17 protein-coding genes are annotated in these 16,455 nt (G+C 69.9%); 16 read left to right on the top strand and 1 reads right to left on the bottom strand.

Going from position 1 to position 16,455, the window contains the following annotated elements:
* Nucleotides 1-142 precede the first annotated feature (142 nt).
* The 15 genes from ACYVLQ_RS17425 (at nt 143) to ACYVLQ_RS17495 (ending at nt 14,763) form a co-directional block, all read left to right on the top strand.
* Nucleotides 143-1,243, top strand: coding sequence for an amidohydrolase family protein (locus ACYVLQ_RS17425; protein WP_460698520.1), 1,101 nt, complete (start codon nt 143-145; stop codon nt 1,241-1,243).
* A gap of 573 nt (nt 1,244-1,816) precedes the next feature.
* Entirely contained in the window at nt 1,817-2,254 is a 438-nt protein-coding gene (gene rpsP / locus ACYVLQ_RS17430; protein ID WP_460698521.1) for a 30S ribosomal protein S16, read from the top strand.
* Nucleotides 2,254-2,496 carry an RNA-binding protein gene (locus tag ACYVLQ_RS17435; protein WP_068013624.1) on the top strand — a complete coding sequence of 81 codons (243 nt, stop codon included), beginning with the start codon at nt 2,254-2,256 and terminating at the stop codon, nt 2,494-2,496. Before rpsP ends, ACYVLQ_RS17435 begins: the two co-directional genes overlap by 1 nt.
* Complete coding sequence (gene rimM, locus ACYVLQ_RS17440) at nt 2,497-3,036, top strand: ribosome maturation factor RimM (protein ID WP_460698522.1); 540 nt, start codon at nt 2,497-2,499, stop codon at nt 3,034-3,036. It begins immediately after the preceding gene.
* A 3-nt stretch (nt 3,037-3,039) separates the two neighbouring features.
* Nucleotides 3,040-3,765 (top strand): tRNA (guanosine(37)-N1)-methyltransferase TrmD, encoded by a 726-nt coding sequence (gene trmD / locus ACYVLQ_RS17445; RefSeq protein WP_460698523.1) that lies wholly within the window; start codon nt 3,040-3,042, stop codon nt 3,763-3,765.
* 304 nt (nt 3,766-4,069) lie between these two features.
* Entirely contained in the window at nt 4,070-6,550 is a 2,481-nt protein-coding gene (locus ACYVLQ_RS17450) for a Tex family protein (protein ID WP_460698524.1), read from the top strand.
* Nucleotides 6,551-6,738: 188 nt separating this feature from the next.
* The gene (locus tag ACYVLQ_RS17455; RefSeq protein WP_460698581.1) at nt 6,739-7,593 is read left to right on the top strand and encodes a hypothetical protein; all 855 of its coding nucleotides are present in this window, start codon (nt 6,739-6,741) and stop codon (nt 7,591-7,593) included.
* A gap of 163 nt (nt 7,594-7,756) precedes the next feature.
* The gene (rplS, locus tag ACYVLQ_RS17460; RefSeq protein WP_280264455.1) at nt 7,757-8,098 is read left to right on the top strand and encodes a 50S ribosomal protein L19; all 342 of its coding nucleotides are present in this window, start codon (nt 7,757-7,759) and stop codon (nt 8,096-8,098) included.
* A 110-nt stretch (nt 8,099-8,208) separates the two neighbouring features.
* On the top strand, nt 8,209-9,030 hold the full coding sequence (lepB, locus tag ACYVLQ_RS17465; protein WP_460698525.1) for a signal peptidase I: 822 nt from the start codon (nt 8,209-8,211) through the stop codon (nt 9,028-9,030).
* Nucleotides 9,031-9,180: 150 nt separating this feature from the next.
* Nucleotides 9,181-9,969, top strand: a complete 789-nt coding sequence (locus ACYVLQ_RS17470; protein ID WP_460698582.1) for a ribonuclease HII — start codon at nt 9,181-9,183, stop codon at nt 9,967-9,969.
* A gap of 43 nt (nt 9,970-10,012) precedes the next feature.
* Nucleotides 10,013-10,318 carry a DUF2469 domain-containing protein gene (locus tag ACYVLQ_RS17475; RefSeq protein WP_011210678.1) on the top strand — a complete coding sequence of 102 codons (306 nt, stop codon included), beginning with the start codon at nt 10,013-10,015 and terminating at the stop codon, nt 10,316-10,318.
* Between the two features lie 90 nt (nt 10,319-10,408).
* A complete protein-coding gene (locus tag ACYVLQ_RS17480; RefSeq protein WP_460698526.1) occupies nt 10,409-10,765 on the top strand; it encodes a YraN family protein in 357 nt (118 codons plus the stop codon).
* Entirely contained in the window at nt 10,765-12,273 is a 1,509-nt protein-coding gene (locus ACYVLQ_RS17485; protein ID WP_460698527.1) for a YifB family Mg chelatase-like AAA ATPase, read from the top strand. Before ACYVLQ_RS17480 ends, ACYVLQ_RS17485 begins: the two co-directional genes overlap by 1 nt.
* A 274-nt stretch (nt 12,274-12,547) precedes the next feature.
* Complete coding sequence (gene dprA / locus ACYVLQ_RS17490; protein WP_460698528.1) at nt 12,548-13,777, top strand: DNA-processing protein DprA; 1,230 nt, start codon at nt 12,548-12,550, stop codon at nt 13,775-13,777.
* Nucleotides 13,778-13,839: 62 nt separating this feature from the next.
* Nucleotides 13,840-14,763, top strand: coding sequence for a tyrosine recombinase XerC (locus tag ACYVLQ_RS17495; protein ID WP_460698529.1), 924 nt, complete (start codon nt 13,840-13,842; stop codon nt 14,761-14,763).
* Nucleotides 14,764-14,847: 84 nt separating this feature from the next.
* Here the strand turns inward: ACYVLQ_RS17495 and ACYVLQ_RS17500 are convergent, their stop codons facing one another.
* Nucleotides 14,848-15,363 (bottom strand): DUF1990 family protein, encoded by a 516-nt coding sequence (locus tag ACYVLQ_RS17500; protein ID WP_460698530.1) that lies wholly within the window; start codon nt 15,361-15,363, stop codon nt 14,848-14,850.
* Between the two features lie 134 nt (nt 15,364-15,497).
* On the opposite strand from ACYVLQ_RS17500, the gene ACYVLQ_RS17505 reads away from it, so the two are divergent.
* Nucleotides 15,498-16,259 (top strand): siderophore-interacting protein, encoded by a 762-nt coding sequence (locus tag ACYVLQ_RS17505; protein ID WP_460698531.1) that lies wholly within the window; start codon nt 15,498-15,500, stop codon nt 16,257-16,259.
* The last annotated feature ends 196 nt before the right edge of the window (nt 16,260-16,455 follow it).

Below are 16,455 nucleotides of genomic sequence, written 5' to 3' on the forward strand. Positions count from 1 at the left end.
AACAGATCCCGGCCAAAAACATGCCGGGAAAGTGGTGTGGGGCGTGCCGGGAACATAGTGCCGGGTGTACGGGGAACGTGGTGTGGGGCGTGCCGGGAAAATGGTGCCGGGTGTACGGGGAACCGTGAGAACGGGAGGCGATATGCGACTGCATCTGCGGGGAGTGGTTCTGCCCGGCGACGAGGTGCGCGATCTGTGGGTGTGCGACGGGGTGATCTCCTTCGAAGCCGTGCGCGATGCCGAAACCCTGTGCGGCAGTGGGTGGATCGTGCCCGGTCTGGTCGATGCGCACTGCCATGTCGGGATTCGGTACGGCGGGGGACACGAGGATCGCGAGGGGGCGGTCGCGCAGGCCGAGATCGAGCGCGACGCCGGGGCGCTGCTGCTGCGCGATGCCGGTTCACCCATCGATACCCGGTTCATCGACGAGCGCGAGGACCTGCCGAGGATCATCCGCGCCGGGCGGCACATCGCCCGGCCCAAGCGCTACATCCGCGAGCTGGGCATCGAACTCGACGACGAGCGCGACCTGCCCGAGATCGTCGCCGAACAGGCCCGGCTCGGCGACGGCTGGGTGAAGATCGTCGGCGACTGGATCGACCGGTCGGTGGGGGACCTGGCGCCCCTGTGGAGCGATGCCGTGCTGAAGGAGGCGATCGACGCCGCCCATCGCGAGGGCGCCCGCGTCACCGCGCACGTCTTCGGCGAGGACGCCCTGCCCGGCCTGCTCGGCGCCGGAATCGACTGCATCGAACACGGCACCGGGCTGACCGACGAGACCATCGAGATGATGGCGCACCACGGCACCGCCCTCGTGCCGACGCTGGTCAACATCGACACGTTCCCCGAAATCGCCGACAGCGCAACGAAGTTCCCAACCTACGCGGCCCACATGCGCGACCTGCATCGCCGCGTCCGCAACACCGTCGCCGACGCCCACGCCGCGGGCGTCCCGATCTACACCGGCACCGACGCGGGCGGCTCGATCCGCCACGGCCGCATCGCCGACGAGATCCACGCCCTGTCCGGCGCGGGCCTGACCCCCGACGAGGCGCTCGGCGCGGCCTCCTGGAAGGCCCGCGAATGGCTGGGCCGCCCCGGCATAGCCCCCGGCGCCCCCGCCGATTTCGTCGTGTACGAAGAAGACCCGCGATCCGGCCCGCACGTGCTCGCCGCCCCGACCTTCGTGGTGCTGCGCGGCCGCGTCCACAACCGCCGCGACCCGGTCACCGGGCATCGGTAGCGTCCAACGGGCACTTGCCGCACGTCCTGCTCGCTGCCGAGGTGCGGTCGCCCGGCAAATAGCCATGCCGAACGAGATACCAAGATCGCGGGCTTATGCCGGTGCCCGGATCCCGTATCCGTGGATTGTCGAGTTGCCGGACGGCATGCCAGCGAAATTCCGGGGCTATCGTTTCGGCGAGACCGAGTACCGCCAAGAGGTGTATGCCGCGGCGAGGTAGACGGTGCCGGCTCCTGCGCAGCGGCGCATCGAACGGCCGGGCGGTCCGGCGGCTCCGCGGTCGAGGCCCGGTTCCGGTCGGTCGGGACTTCGATCCGGCCGGATACCGGTGTGATGGACCGGCGCTGATTCCGGGGCGATTTCACCGGTGGCGCACAGCTCTGGCAGAATGGACGACCGTCCTCGTCGGAGTCCTGCGACTCCGCGTCGGGACAGTGTCAGCCCGTCTCCGGTTACGTACCGCGCGGCGGTCACACACTCTACGCAAAACCGGGCCCGCATCCGTGCGGGTCGCTGAATTGCGCCGTGACCAACCGGCCGTCTCACGGCGGCCACCACCGAAAGGCAACAGCCATGGCTGTCAAGATCAAGCTCACCCGGCTCGGGAAGATCCGCAACCCGCAGTACCGCATCGTCGTCGCCGACGCGCGCACCCGCCGCGACGGCCGCGCGATCGAGAGCGTCGGCAAGTACCACCCCAAGGAGGAGCCCTCGCTGATCGAGGTGAACTCCGAGCGCGTGCAGTACTGGCTGGGCGTGGGCGCGCAGCCGACCGAGCCGGTCAAGCGCATCCTCGAGGTCACCGGCGACTGGCAGAAGTTCAAGGGCCTGCCGGGCGCCGAGGGCACCCTGAAGACCAAGGCGGCCAAGCCGTCGAAGCTGGATCTGTTCAACGCCGCGCTGGCCGCCGCCGACAGCGAGCCGGTCGCCGAGGCCACCACGCCGAAGAAGAAGGCGTCGAAGAAGGCCGACGACGCCGAGTCCGCTGAGAAGGCCGAGGCCGCCGAGTAATGAGCGCAGTCGTCGCCGATGCTGTCGAGCACCTGGTGCGCGGCATCGTCGCCAATCCCGATGACGTCAGCGTCGAGCTGATCACCAGCCGCCGCGGGCGCACCGTCGAGGTGCACGTGCACCCGGACGATCTGGGCAAGGTAATCGGTCGCGGTGGTCGCACCGCGACCGCGCTGCGCACCCTCGTCGCCGGTATCGGCGGCCGGGGGATCCGGGTCGACGTGGTCGACACCGACCAGTAGATGGAACTGGTCGTCGGGCGGATCGTCAAATCGCACGGGGTGCGCGGTGAACTCGTGGTCGAGGTCCGCACCGATGAGCCCGAGCTGAGGTTCGCGGCCGGTGCGGTACTGCGCGGGCGCATGCCTCGGGCGAAGGTGACGCAGGAGTACACGGTGGAGTCGGTCCGGGAACACTCGGGCCGACTTCTCGTACGCCTGCAAGGTATTTCGGATCGCGAGGCAGCGGATGCGTTGCGCGGCACGCTCTTCGTGGTCGACAGCGCCGATCTGCCGCCGTCGGAGGATCCGGACGAGTTCTACGACCACGAGCTCGAGGGGCTCACCGTGCGGCTCGCCGACGGCACCGTCATCGGCGAGGTCGCCGAGGTGCTGCATTCCGCTGCGGGAGAGCTGCTTTCGGTGCGCGCGGCCGAGGGCGCCGGGGGCGCCGCCGGGCGCGAGATCCTCATCCCGTTCGTCACCGCGATCGTGCCGACCGTCTCGATCGCCGAGGGCGTGATCGTCGTCGATCCGCCCGAGGGTCTGCTCGACGAGGAGTGAGCGATGCGTAGCGTCGACGAACCCGCCGCGCCGCGTGCCGCGCTTCGCCTCGATGTCGTCACGATTTTTCCCGAGTATCTAGAGCCCATGCGAACCGCCTTGCTGGGCAGAGCGATCGACAAGGGAATCGTGGAACTCGGCGTGCACAACCTGCGCCGGTGGACCCACGATGTGCACCAAGCCGTCGACGACGCTCCCTACGGCGGCGGGCCCGGCATGGTCATGAAGCCGACCGTGTGGGGCGACGCGCTCGACGAGGTGTGTCCCGACGATGCGCTGCTCGTGGTGCCGACCCCGGCGGGCGTGCCGTTCACCCAGGCCACTGCCCAACGGTGGTCCGGAGAGCGGCATCTCGTGTTCGCCTGCGGCCGCTACGAGGGTATCGATCAACGCGTATTCGATGACGCTGCCCGGCGGGTGCGCGTCGAGGAGGTCAGCATCGGCGACTACGTGCTGATCGGCGGCGAGGCGGCCGTGCTCGTGATCACCGAGGCCGTGGTCCGCCTCATCCCCGGCGTTCTCGGCAATCAGCAGTCCCACCAACAGGATTCGTTCTCCGACGGGCTGCTCGAGGGCCCCAGCTACACCCGCCCGGTCAGCTGGCGCGGCCTCGACGTGCCCGAAATCCTCCTGTCCGGCAACCACGCCCGCATAGACGCCTGGCGCCACTCCCAATCCCTGTCCCGCACCCGTACCCGCCGCCCCGACCTACTACCGGACAACGAGTAGCCCTCGGTTCACGACCGTCCCGCCTGCTACTCGCCCTCGTCCCGGCGTGCTGCCCCGTCGTTCTCGGCCTCTGTCCGCCGCTGGCGAAGCCGGTCCGGCGCCGTGCGATTCGGCGCTGACCCGGGACCGCATCGTGCGGATCGTCCTGCCGCGTCGGCCCGCTCGGCATGATCCGCGCTGGTCCCGATTCGCACCCGTTGTCGCTGCTGAGGCGGGTGCGGCGAGCGGAACAGGATGTGGTCGAAGGTACTCGCGGTGCGGCACTCTGGCTCGCTGTCGGAGTGCGACGGTAGTGTCTGCGGGCGTGACGACAGCCCCAGAATCCGTCAGCGCAGCACCCAGCACCGACGCCGCCGGTTCCGTCTCGGCCGATCCGCCGGTCGTCGGGACCGTCCGCCTAGCCAGCGTCAGCAGTCGCATCGCCGATGAGCTGAGCGTGCGCGACGAGCAGGTGCGCGCCGCCGTCGAGCTGCTCGACGGCGGGTCCACGGTGCCGTTCATCGCGCGCTACCGCAAGGAGGTCACCGGCGCGCTCGACGATGCGCAACTGCGGCAGTTGGAGGAGCGGCTGCACTACCTGCGCGAGCTGGACGAGCGCCGGGCATCGATCCTGGAATCCATTCGCGGTCAGGGCAAATTGGACGAGGCGCTGCAGCGGCAGATCATGCTGGCCGAGACCAAGGCCCGTCTCGAGGACATCTACCTGCCATACAAGCCCAAGCGCCGCACCAAGGCGCAGATCGCCCGCGAGGCCGGGCACGAGCCGGTCGCGGACGCGCTGCTGGGCGACCCCACCACCGACCCCGCGCAGTACGACGCCGAACAGCTCGACGGCGCCCGCGCCATCCTGGTGGAACGCTTCGCCGAGGACGCCGACCTGGTGGGCGAGCTGCGCGAGCTGATGTGGTCCCGCGGGCAGGTCACCTCCCGGGTTCGTGCCGGTAAGGAGGAGGCGGGCGCCAAGTTCTCCGACTACTTCGATTTCAGCGAGCCGTTCACGAAGCTGCCCTCGCACCGGATCCTGGCGCTGCTGCGCGGGGAGAAGGAGGAGGTGCTGTCCCTGCACCTCGAGCCCGATACCGAGGAGCCCGCCGAGGGCGAGCGCACGATCTACGAGGGCCGCATCGCGCGGCAGTTCGGCATCGCCGAGCAGGGCCGCCCGGCCGACTCCTGGCTGCTGGACACGGTGCGCTGGGCCTGGCGCACCAAGCTGCTGGTGAGCCTGGGCATCGATGTCCGGATGCGGCTGCGGCAGTCCGCGGAGAAGGATGCCGTCGACGTCTTCGCCGCCAACCTGCGCGACCTGCTGCTGGCCGCGCCGGCGGGCACTCGGACCACGATGGGGCTGGATCCGGGCTACCGCACAGGCGTCAAGGTGGCCGTCGTCGACGGCACCGGCAAGGTCGTGGCCACCGAGACCATCTACCCGCACAAGCCGCAGGGCCAGACCGAGAAGTCCCTCGCCGTGCTCGGTGCGCTCGTCGCCCGCTTCGGCGTCGACCTGATCGCGATCGGCAACGGCACGGCCTCGCGCGAGACCGATGCCCTTGCCGCCGAACTGATCTCGCGGATCCCGGAGAACAAGCCCACCAAGATCGTGGTGTCGGAGGCGGGCGCCTCGGTGTATTCGGCGTCGGCCTACGCCTCCCAGGAACTGCCCGAGCTGGACGTGTCGCTGCGCGGCGCGGTCTCCATCGCCCGCCGCCTGCAGGATCCGCTGGCCGAACTGGTGAAGATCGACCCCAAGTCGATCGGCGTCGGCCAGTACCAGCACGACGTGTCGGAGACCCTGCTGGCCCGCTCGCTGGGCGCGGTGGTCGAGGACGCGGTGAACGCGGTCGGTGTCGACGTCAACACCGCCTCGGTGCCGCTGCTGTCGCGGGTGTCGGGCATCACCGCCTCGGTCGCGGAATCCATTGTGGCGCACCGTGATCAGAACGGCCCGTTCCGCAACCGCAGCGGGCTGCGTGAGGTCCCGCGGCTGGGGCCCAAGGCCTTCGAGCAGTGCGCGGGCTTCCTGCGCATCCGCGACGGAGAAGACCCGCTGGACAATTCCGCCGTGCACCCGGAGGCCTATCCGGTGGTGCGCCGCATCGTCGACAGCACAGGTCGCGGAGTGCTGGAGGTGATCGGCAACAGCGGCGTGCTGAAGTCGTTGCGCCCGGCCGATTTCACCGACGACACCTTCGGCCTTCCGACCGTCACCGATATCATCGCCGAGTTGGAGAAACCCGGCCGCGACCCGCGCCCCGAGTTCAAGACGGCGGAGTTCGCCGCGGGTGTCGAGAAGGTCGCCGACCTGCAGCCCGGCATGGTGCTCGAGGGCGTGGTCACCAATGTGGCCGCGTTCGGCGCGTTCGTCGACGTCGGCGTTCATCAGGACGGCTTGGTGCACGTCTCGGCGATGTCGCATACCTTCGTCCGCGATCCGCGCGAGGTAGTGAAGTCGGGCGACGTGGTGAAGGTCAAGGTGCTCGAGGTCGACGTGGCGCGTCAGCGCATCGGCCTGAGCCTGCGGCTGGACGACGAGCCCGGCAAGCCGGAGAAGGGCGGCCAGCGCCCACAGGGGCAGCAGGGCCGCGGCGGCCAGAACCGCGGCAACCAGGGTGGCGGCCAGAAGAGCGGTAACCAGGGTGGTGGCCAGAACCGCGGGAATCAGAGCGGTGGCCAGAATCGCGGTAACCAAGGCCGCGGTAACCAGGGCCGAAACCAGCAGCGCCGCAACGCTCCCGAGCCCACGGGCGCGATGGCGGACGCGCTGCGCCGCGCCGGGTTCGGCAAGTAGAAGGGGCGCTTCCGATCGGTAGTCACCCGCGCCGGGTGGCCGCCCGTCCGATCGTGTCGCGTCCGGTTCGGCAGGTCGTCACGTAGTTCCGGCACAATGTGGCAGCGGGTTCGGCACGTCTCGGCGTCCGGATCCAGGGACGGGACCGATCCCGCAGCGACTCCGGAGACGACTGGGACATGGCAGGTATCAGACGGTGGCTCGATGACTCGGTCATCGGGCAGGGGCGTCTGCCGCTGCTGTGCTTCCTGCTCGGTTTCATCGTCGGCTTCCTGCTGATCCGCCTGAGCGTCCGACTGATCCGCAAGCAGGTGCGGTGGTGGCCGGGCAACCTGCGCGCCGGTGACGTGCACATCCATCACATGGTGTTCGGCGTGGTGCTGGTGCTGCTGTCCGGGATCGGGCTGGTCGCGTCGTACGGCAGCGGCGTCGGCACGGTGAGCGTGCTGGCCTCCGCGTTCGGTGTCGGCGCGGCCCTGGTGCTCGACGAGTTCGCGCTCATCTACTACCTGCGCGACGTGTACTGGGAGGAGCAGGGCCGCACCTCGGTCGACGCGGTGTTCGTCGCGCTGGCGGTGACGGGGCTGCTGTTGCTCGGCTTTCATCCGCTGTGGCTGCTGGAGGTCAACGACATCCGCTACGACGGCAGTCGGCCGGGGCAGCTTCTGGGCGCGCTGTTCGCGGTCGTGAATCTGGCTCTGGCGGCGATCGTCATCGCCAAGGGCAAGATCTGGACGGGCCTGTTCGGGATGTTCTTCCTGCCGCTGCTGGTGGTCGGAGCGCTGCGGCTGAGCCGCCCCGGCGCACCCTGGGCGCGCTGGCGGTACGCGGGCCGGTCGAAGCTCATGCAGCGAGCCATCCGGCGTGAACGCCGCTATCGGCGTCCGGTGATCCGGGCCAAGATCTTCGTGCAGGATTTGATCGCCGGGAGCCCGGACGTCGCGCATGTGCGGCGCGCGACCGAAGAGGAATTGGCGCGTACCGTGGTGGCTGCCCCCGCGCCGCCGCATCCGGTGTGGGTGGGCCGGAAGGTTGCCGACTGAGCCGCGCGCAACCCGATTAACCGTCCGGGTGCGTGGTCTGGCACAATAGCCGGGTTGCCCTGGGCGCCTCAGCCCGGCGCACCGCCCAATATCCGGAGCACGAACCGGTCGAGCGGCAGGCCGCCAGGTTCCTCTGTTCACGCGAACTTCCAAAAGGACGGAAATGAACACCCTCGACTTCGTCGATGAAAAGTCGCTGCGCACCGATGTCCCCGACTTCCGACCGGGCGACACGATCAACGTGCACGTGAAGGTCATCGAAGGAAACAAGGAGCGCATCCAGGTCTTCAAGGGCGCCGTGATCCGGCGCCAGGGTGGCGGCATCCGCGAGACCTTCACGGTCCGCAAGGTGTCCTTCGGTGTCGGCGTCGAGCGCACCTTCCCGGTGCACAGCCCCACCATCGACCACATCGATGTCGTGACACGCGGCGATGTCCGCCGGGCGAAGCTGTACTACCTGCGCGATCTGCGCGGCAAGGCCGCCAAGATCAAGGAAAAGCGCTGAGGCAGCCGCTCTGCTCGTAGAACCCCCGGCCGGTCGGCCGGGGGTTTTTCCTTTCCCGCGCCGGGGCGGCCGCGCGCGGGCACTCGGCATGCCGGGCTACGCTGTTCGGCGTGGCAGACGAAATCGACTCGGTGCGGGTATCCGGAGCGGATGACGAACGCGCGGGGGGAACCACGCCGAGGCGGCGGCGGGCCAAGAATCAGAAGAAGCAGCGCCCCTTCTGGCAGGAGTTGCCGATCCTGATCGTCATCGCCGCGGTGATCGCCGCGCTGGTGGTGACGTTCATCGGCCGTCCGTACGTGATCCCGTCCCAGTCGATGGAGCCGACGCTGCACGGTTGTGCCGGGTGCACCGGCGACCGCATCTACGTCGAGAAGCTCAGCTACTACTTCGGCGACCCCTCGCCGGGCGATGTGGTGGTGTTCGTAGGCCCCAGTAATTCCTGGAACAAGGCCTACCGCTCCAACCGCTCCAGCAACGTCGTCGTCCGCGGCGTCCAGAACTTCTTCTCGTTCTTCGGCCTGGTGCCCCCGGACGAGAACGATCTGGTGAAGCGGGTGGTCGCGACCGGCGGTCAGACCGTGCAGTGCTGCGATGCCCAGGGCCGGGTGCTGGTCGACGGCAAGCCCCTCGACGAGCCGTACGCGCACTACAACTTCCCGTATCAGCCCGGCCTGCCCTACGCGACGAACGTGCAGGGCACGCTGCGGATCAACCCGGTGGGGCGGGAGTTCGGGCCGGTCAAGGTGCCCGACGGCAACGTGTGGGTGATGGGCGACAACCGCAACGAATCCGCCGATTCCCGCGCGCACGTCGACGACGAATACTCCGGCACCGTGCCCGTCGACGATATCCGCGGCAAGGCGGTGTTCAAGATCTGGCCGCCCAACCGGATCGGGCCGATCCGGTCGCAGGATCCCCAGACGAACTGACCCGAGTGGCAGCCGGGAATCGAACGCGCGGATAATCGAATGGTGGGAGCAGTGGCGCGGAACCAGCAGCGCGCCGTCCGCAAGGGTAAGGGCGGCAAAGGGATTCGACCCATCGCTGTGCGCAGCGGCGATTGGCCGCCCCGGGTGGTGATGCGCAAGGCGAGCGGCCTGCGCACCCTGGAGGCGGCGCTGATCCGCAGCGGGCTGGGGCCCGTGGCGGGGGTCGACGAGGCCGGGCGCGGGTGCTGCGCGGGCCCGCTGGTCGTCGCGGCCTGCCTGCTCGCGCCCAAGGCCTACGATTCGCTGGCCGACCTGGACGATTCGAAGAAGCTCACCGAGGCGGCGCGGGAGCGGCTGTTCCCGATCATCAAGCGCCGCGCGCTGGCCTGGCAGGTGGTGGTGATCCCGGCGTGGGAGATCGACGCCATCGGCATTCACGTCGCGAATATCGAGGGGATGCGCCGGGCGGTGGCGGGGCTGGGCGCGGATCCCGGCTACGTGCTTACCGACGGTTTCCGGGTGCCCGGCATACCGGTGCCGTCGCTGCCGGTGATCGGGGGCGACGCGTCCGCGGCCTGCATCGCGGCGGCCAGCATCCTGGCCAAGGTGACCCGCGACCGCATGATGGTGGATCTGGACAAGCGGATGCCCGGCTACGGCTTCGCCGCGCACAAGGGCTACAACACCCCCGAGCACCTGGCGGCCCTGCGCGAGCTCGGGCCGAGCAGCGAACACCGCCGGTCTTGGCGGAACGTGCGGCTCAACGGCTACGTCGAGGGGGACGAGACGGTCGACGCCGCGGTGCTGGGTGCGGAATCGGCGATAGATCCGGAGGCACTGATCGAACCCGAGGCGCTGATCGATCCGGAGGGCGTGATCGCCGACCCGGACATGCCCGAATCGAGGCGAGTGGCTACCGGCACCGCCCATGCGAGATGATGTCGGCACACGCATTGTGGCGAGAAGGAGGACATTCCACCAGATGAGTGCAGAGGACCTCGAGAAATACGAAACCGAGATGGAGCTCTCGCTGTACCGCGAGTACAAGGACATCGTCGGTCAGTTCTCGTACGTGGTGGAGACCGAGCGCCGCTTCTATCTCGCCAATTCCGTCGAACTGCGGCCGCAGAATGCCGACGGTGAGGTGTATTTCGAAGTGCGCATGTCGGACGCGTGGGTGTGGGATATGTACCGCCCGGCCCGCTTCGTCAAACACGTGCGGGTGATCACGTTCAAGGATGTGAACATCGAAGAGTTGGAGAAGCCGGACCTGCGGCTGCCCGAGTAGGTTCTGCACAGGGCGGCGGTTATCAACAGACTTCTTGTTCGCCCTGGTCGGAGTCGTTGAGCGGGTGGGGGTTTCGGTGACGCTGGACGGGTGGCACATAATCTGGCGCTCGGGGCGCAAGGGGAAGAGCTGGCCGCGCGGTTCCTGCGCGAGGTCGGGATGGAGATCGTCGAACGGAACTGGCGCTGCCGCTACGGCGAGTTGGACCTGATCGCCCGCGATGCGGAGGTCACCGCGTTCGTCGAGGTGAAGACCCGCTCGGGTCTGGGGTTCGGCGTTCCCGCGGAGGCGGTGACCTTCCGCAAACAGCAGCGCATCCGGCGGTTGGCGCTGCTGTGGCTCAACGAACAGGCGGGGCCGTGGCTGCGGGTGCGCTTCGACGTGGTGTCGGTGCTGCTGGTCCGCGATCGTGAGCCGGTTATCGAACATCTGCGGGCGGTGTTCTGATGGCGTTGGGTCGGGCCCATTCGGTCGCCGTGACCGGCGTGGACGGGCAACTGGTGGAGATCGAGGCCGATATCGGGCAAGGGCTGCCGTCGGTTCACCTGGTCGGGCGGCCGGACACCACGCTGCAGGAGTCCCGGGACCGCGTGCGGGCGGCGGTGACCAATTCCGGCGAGAAGTGGCCCGACGGCCGGGTGATTCTGGCGCTCTCGCCCGCGACCCTCCCGAAGATAGGCAGCGTCTACGACCTCGCGCTGGCGGTGGCGGTGCTGGATGCGGGAGACGCGATACCGTCGACGCGGCTCGCCGGGGCCGTGCTGCTGGGCGAGCTGGCGCTGGACGGGCGCGTGCGGCGGGTGCGCGGCATCCTGCCCGCGGTGCTGGCGGCGCGGGGTGCGGGCCGGTCGACCGTGGTGGTGCCGGAATGCACGTTGGCCGAGGCAGGTCTCGTGGACGGGATCACGGTGCTCGGCGCGGCGACGCTGCGGCAACTCATCGATTGGCTGCGCGGCGACGGCGCCCTGCGCGAACCGGACGGAATACTGCCGCCGCCGGGCCGCGCCGGTGGCGACCTCAACGAGGTGGTGGGGCAGGACGAGGCGCGCTGGGCGCTGGAGGTGGCCGCGGCGGGCGGCCATCACCTGCTGCTCACCGGGCCGCCCGGAATCGGGAAAACCATGCTCGCACAGCGCCTTCCGACCCTGCTGCCGCCGCTGAGCGAGACCGAGGCGCTCGAGGTGACGGCGATCCACTCGGTGGCGGGCACGCTGTCCGGCGGCCATCCCCTGATCACCGCCCCGCCGTTCGTCGCGCCGCACCATTCGTCGTCGGTGAGTTCGATGGTGGGCGGCGGATCCGGTTCCGCCCGGCCGGGCGCGGTCAGCCGGGCCCATCGCGGTGTGCTGTTTCTCGACGAGTGCGCCGAGGTCGGCACCAAGGTGCTGGAGGCGCTGCGCACCCCGTTGGAGGAAGGCGAGGTGCGCATCGCCCGCCGCGACGGCGTCGCCCGCTTCCCGGCGCGCTTCCAACTCATCCTGGCCGCCAATCCGTGCCCGTGTGCGCCCGCCCGGGACGTGGACTGCATCTGCGCGCCCCTGGCGCGGCGGCGCTACCTCGGCAAATTATCGGGGCCACTGATGGATCGGATCGACATCTGGGTTCAGATGCACGGCCAGGCGGCGGGCGCCTTCGCCTCGTCGGAGGCCGAGAGCAGTGAGGTGGTGCGGGGCCGCGTCGAGGTGGCCCGCCAGGCGGCCGCGCGGCGCTGGTCCGGTCACGGCTGGGCCGCCAACGCCGAGGTCCCCGGACACGTGCTGCGTCAACGATTCCGGTTGCCCCGCGAGTCGCTGGCCCCGGTGGAGAACGCCCTGCGACAGGGGCGGATGTCGGCACGCGGCGCCGACCGGGCGATTCGTGTGGCCTGGACGGTATGCGACCTGCGAGGTGGGGATGTGCCGTCCACACAGGATGTGTTGCAGGCGCTGAACTTCCGGCAGCGAGGTGCATCGTGAGCGGGATCGGCAAGACGGGGTCGCGGCGATACCGCGAGTTTCCGTCGCGCGGAGCGGATAGTCCCGGCCACTGCGACCAGCGCCTATTCGAGTGTGCACGTACAGATTTCGAGGGCGCTACGGCGAGACCGAGTGTCGGACTTGCGCGGCGAGCGTGCTCCCGCGTCCGGCGCTCGTCGAATGCGGTTGGCCCGCCGGGCGCTGTCGATTCGGTGGGCATCAGGGGCGGCGGCGTTCGAGGGAGTGCATCGCCGGTTGTCGGAGGGGGAGACGGATGACTGCGGGTGAGGTCGATCTCGACAGGGACGCAGCGCCGGATGTCTGCTGTGGTGGCGCGAGCGAATCCGTGGTCGATGCCGATGAGCGGCGGCTGGCCTGGGTGTATCTGTCGCGGGTGGTGGGAGGTCCCTGCGCGGCGTTGTCGGCGCTGATCGAGCAGGTGGGCGTCGTGGAGGCGGCGCGGGCCGTATGGGAGTGCGATCTGCCGGAATCGCTGCGCGGGCCCACCGAGGCGCGGCGGGGGATCGACCGTGCCGCGCGAGATCTGGAGTCGGTCGCGCGGCTGGGCGGGCGGGTGGTGACCCCGGACGACCCGGAGTGGCCCGCCTGGCGGATGCTCGGGCTGAGCCAGCTCGACCCGGCGCGGGACGCGGGCGCCGCGGTGCCGCTGGTGCTCTGGGCGCGAGGGCCGCTGTCGCTGCTGGACGCCACGGATCAGGCGGTGGCCGTGGTCGGAGCGCGCTGCAGCAGCGGCTACGGCGAGCACGCGACCGCCGATATCGCCGGGGAACTCGCCGGTCGCGGCTGGACGATAGTCTCGGGAGCCGCCTTCGGCATCGACGGGGCGGCGCACCGCGCGGCGCTGGTGGCGGGCGGCGCCACGATTGCCGTGCTGGCCTGCGGGGTCGACCGGCCCTATCCCGCCCAGCACGAGCGACTACTCGCCGAGATCGCCGACGTCGGTGCGGTGATCAGCGAATATCCGCCCGGCACAACGGCTCACAAACATCACTTCCTGGCCCGGAACCGGCTGATCGCGGCATTGGCCGACGGCGTGCTCGTGGTGGAAGCGGGTCTGCGCAGTGGAGCCCGCAACACCGTGAAGTGGGCGCGCCGCCTGGGCCGTCCGGCGTTGGCCGTGCCCGGTCCGATCACCGCCGCGTCCTCCGCGGGCTGCCATCGCATGATCCGGGACGGCGAGGCGCTGCTGGTCGGCCGGGCGGAGGAGGTCGTCGACGAGATCGGACCGCTGCGCCTGTCACTACCCGGCGGCACCGCCCCCGACCCGGCCGACGCCCTGGACGAGGACCTGGCGGCGATCTATGCGGCCTTGCCCGCGGTCGGCTCGCGCACCCCACACGAACTCGCCCGCCAATCCGGTCTGCCACTCCCCGCCGTGCGCGCGGGCCTGCCCGCGCTGGAACTCGCCGGGCTGGTCGGTCTCGACGAGAGCGGCTGGTACCGAAAGTTTCAGGGTAGGAACCGAGGTGTTCCTGATTTGTGACCGCGGAGCGGGTTCGGCGCGGCGGCTTGCCGTCGGCCTCGCTGTCGGGCGACTGTAGTGGGGTGGACGATCTGCCCGAGGATTTGGATGCGCTGCTCGTGGAGTACGGGCGGCATCTGCGGCTCGGGCGCAACAGGTCGGCGCATACGGTGCGGGCCTACCTCGGGGATGCGCGGTCCCTGCTGCGGCATCTGCTGGATCGGTCCTCGGATTCCGGTGTGGCGGAGGTGGATCTGCCGCTGCTGCGGTCGTGGCTGGCCGCGCAGGCGAGCGGTGGCGCGGCGCGGACCACCATGTCCAGGCGGGCATCGGCCGCGCGCACGTTCACCGCGTGGCTGACTCATACCGGCAGGCTGGCCGTGGACCCCGGGCCTCGGCTGGGATCGCCCAGGGCGCATCGGGTGCTGCCCGCGGTGCTGGGCCTGGAGCAGGCCAACACCGCGATGCAAGCGGCGGAATCCGGTGCGGCGCAGCAGGATCCGATGGCGTTGCGGGACCGGTTGATCGTCGAGATGCTGTACGCCACCGGGATTCGCGTCAGCGAGCTGTGCGGGCTGGACATCGACGACGTCGATCGGGAGCGGCGGCTGGTGCGGGTGCTCGGCAAGGGCAACAAGGAGCGTTCGGTTCCGTTCGGGGTCCCCGCCGACCGGGCGCTGGAAGACTGGTTGTGCTCCGGCCGTCCGACCTTCGCGACCGGCGACTCCGGCCGCGCGCTGCTGCTCGGCCGCCGCGGCCGCCGCCTCGACCAGCGCCAGGCCAGAACGGTTGTGCACGAAGTGATTTCGGCCGCCCCCGGTGCCCCGGACATGGGTCCGCACGGCCTGCGTCATACCGCCGCCACGCATCTGCTGGAGGGCGGCGCCGACCTGCGCATAGTGCAGGAACTGCTCGGCCACGCCAGCATGGCCACCACCCAGCTCTACACCCACGTCTCCATCGAACGGTTGAAGAAGGTCCACGACCAGGCCCACCCGCGCGCCTGACCGATGAGTCCCCGGCCGCACGAAGCACTCGGCGGTCCCGACCGAGAGCGCGCCGGAGAGACTGTGCGGGGGCGATGGTGGGCGTCAGCGCGGGCGGATGGCGTCGATGTATTTTCCGGCGATGTAGCGCTGGATTGCGCGGACGGCCGGGCCGCCGAGGCGCGTGTACCAGGTGGCGGGGCGGGAGAAGGATGCCACCACGCCGTAGACGGAGTCGTCGGCGGGGTCGTATTCGGCGGCGAAGAGTTCCTCGCCGATCTCCGGATGGCCGGGGAGGGTGCCGTAGGCGAAGCCGCGGCGGTTCGGCTCGTCGAGCACGTAGACGACGCGGCACGGGGCCGTGATGGCGAACGGGCCGGGGCCGAGGCGGACGGTCAGCGCCGTGCCCGGCTCGGCCGTCGGTGTGCTGGCCGAGTGGAAGATGCCGGTGCCGTGCTGCATGCGGTACGCCAGGATCTGCGTTCCCGCCGAGTCGAATATCGCCCGGCCGGACCCGATGCGGCGGCGCAGGCGAAAATGGTGGTAACCGGGCGGGAATTCACCGTTCGTCGCGCCGGTTTCGGCATAGGTGAAGGCGGGAGTGCCGGACGGGGTGGACATGGGGTCATCCTGCTCGACAGGGCGGCCGCGCGGAAGGCGCACGAGGTGACGCGCACGCGCGGATGTATCGCGAGCTATCACCGATAGTTCGTGCTACCGTCTGTTAGGTAACCCTAATTACGGAGGTGTTTCCTTTGGCCCGCACCCGTCACAGCTTCGTGGTCCGCCGCACCGAGCGCCTGAACGACCACCTGATCCGCGTCCATCTCGGTGGCCCGGGCTTCTCGAGCTTCGAACCCAGCGACTACACCGACTCCTACGTCAAACTGCTGTTCCCCGGCCCGGACGGCGACACCATGCGCACCTATACGGTGCGGTCGGTCGACCCCGAGGCCGAGGAGATCGCCATCGACTTCGTCTACCACGGTGACGAGGGCGTCGCCGGACCCTGGGCGGCTGCCGCTCAGCCGGGTGACGCGATCGACCTGTTCGGTCCCGGCGGCGGGTACTCGCCGAGCCCCGACGCCGATTGGCATCTGCTGGCCGGTGACGAGGCCGCATTGCCCGCCATCGCGACCGCCTGCGCCGCGCTCCCGGCCGATGCGGTCGGCTGCGCCTTCGTCGAAATCGTAGGCCCCGCAGACGAACTCGACTTCGACCGGCCGACCGGGGTCACCCTGACCTGGGTCCACCGCGGCGGTACCGAACCGGGCGAAGCCCTGGTGGCGGCTGTGCTCGCCGAACCTTGGCGCGACGGCCGGGTGCACGTATTCATCCACGGCGAGGCTCAGGCGGTCATGCACACCCTGCGCCCCTACATCCGCAAGGAGCGCGCCGTGCCCGCGGAGCGAGCCTCGATCTCCGGCTACTGGCGCCGCGGCCGCACCGAGGAGACCTTCCGCGAATGGAAGCGTGAACTGGCCGAACGTGAGGGCGCCGTCCCCGCCGGACGCTGAGACCGGCTGCCAGGTCGCCCGGCGTCGTCCCCGCAGGCTTGCGCCGCGGTCTCCGGGTACCGGCGCCGTGGGTCGCACCGAGGTGGCGGCCCGGGAATGGAAGCGTGAACTGGCCGAACGGTAGGCGCTGGCTTCGCCGGGTGTTGAGATGGCTGGTCGCCCGGCGTCGTCTCCTTGGGCTTTGCGCCGCGCTGCG

The sequence above is a fragment of the Nocardia thraciensis genome (assembly GCF_054782435.1).

Excerpts from the sequence above, each read along its gene's own strand:
- rplS (WP_280264455.1), top strand. The coding sequence starts at position 7,757 with ATGAACACCCTCGACTTCGTCGATGAAAAGTCGCTGCGCACCGATGTC.
- rimM (WP_460698522.1), top strand. The coding sequence starts at position 2,497 with ATGGAACTGGTCGTCGGGCGGATCGTCAAATCGCACGGGGTGCGCGGT.
- ACYVLQ_RS17470 (WP_460698582.1), top strand. The coding sequence starts at position 9,181 with ATGCGCAAGGCGAGCGGCCTGCGCACCCTGGAGGCGGCGCTGATCCGC.
- trmD (WP_460698523.1), top strand. The coding sequence starts at position 3,040 with ATGCGTAGCGTCGACGAACCCGCCGCGCCGCGTGCCGCGCTTCGCCTC.
- ACYVLQ_RS17475 (WP_011210678.1), top strand. The coding sequence starts at position 10,013 with ATGAGTGCAGAGGACCTCGAGAAATACGAAACCGAGATGGAGCTCTCG.
- ACYVLQ_RS17500 (WP_460698530.1), bottom strand. The coding sequence starts at position 15,363 with ATGTCCACCCCGTCCGGCACTCCCGCCTTCACCTATGCCGAAACCGGC.
- ACYVLQ_RS17435 (WP_068013624.1), top strand. The coding sequence starts at position 2,254 with ATGAGCGCAGTCGTCGCCGATGCTGTCGAGCACCTGGTGCGCGGCATC.
- dprA (WP_460698528.1), top strand. The coding sequence starts at position 12,548 with ATGACTGCGGGTGAGGTCGATCTCGACAGGGACGCAGCGCCGGATGTC.
- ACYVLQ_RS17425 (WP_460698520.1), top strand. The coding sequence starts at position 143 with ATGCGACTGCATCTGCGGGGAGTGGTTCTGCCCGGCGACGAGGTGCGC.
- ACYVLQ_RS17485 (WP_460698527.1), top strand. The coding sequence starts at position 10,765 with ATGGCGTTGGGTCGGGCCCATTCGGTCGCCGTGACCGGCGTGGACGGG.
- rpsP (WP_460698521.1), top strand. The coding sequence starts at position 1,817 with ATGGCTGTCAAGATCAAGCTCACCCGGCTCGGGAAGATCCGCAACCCG.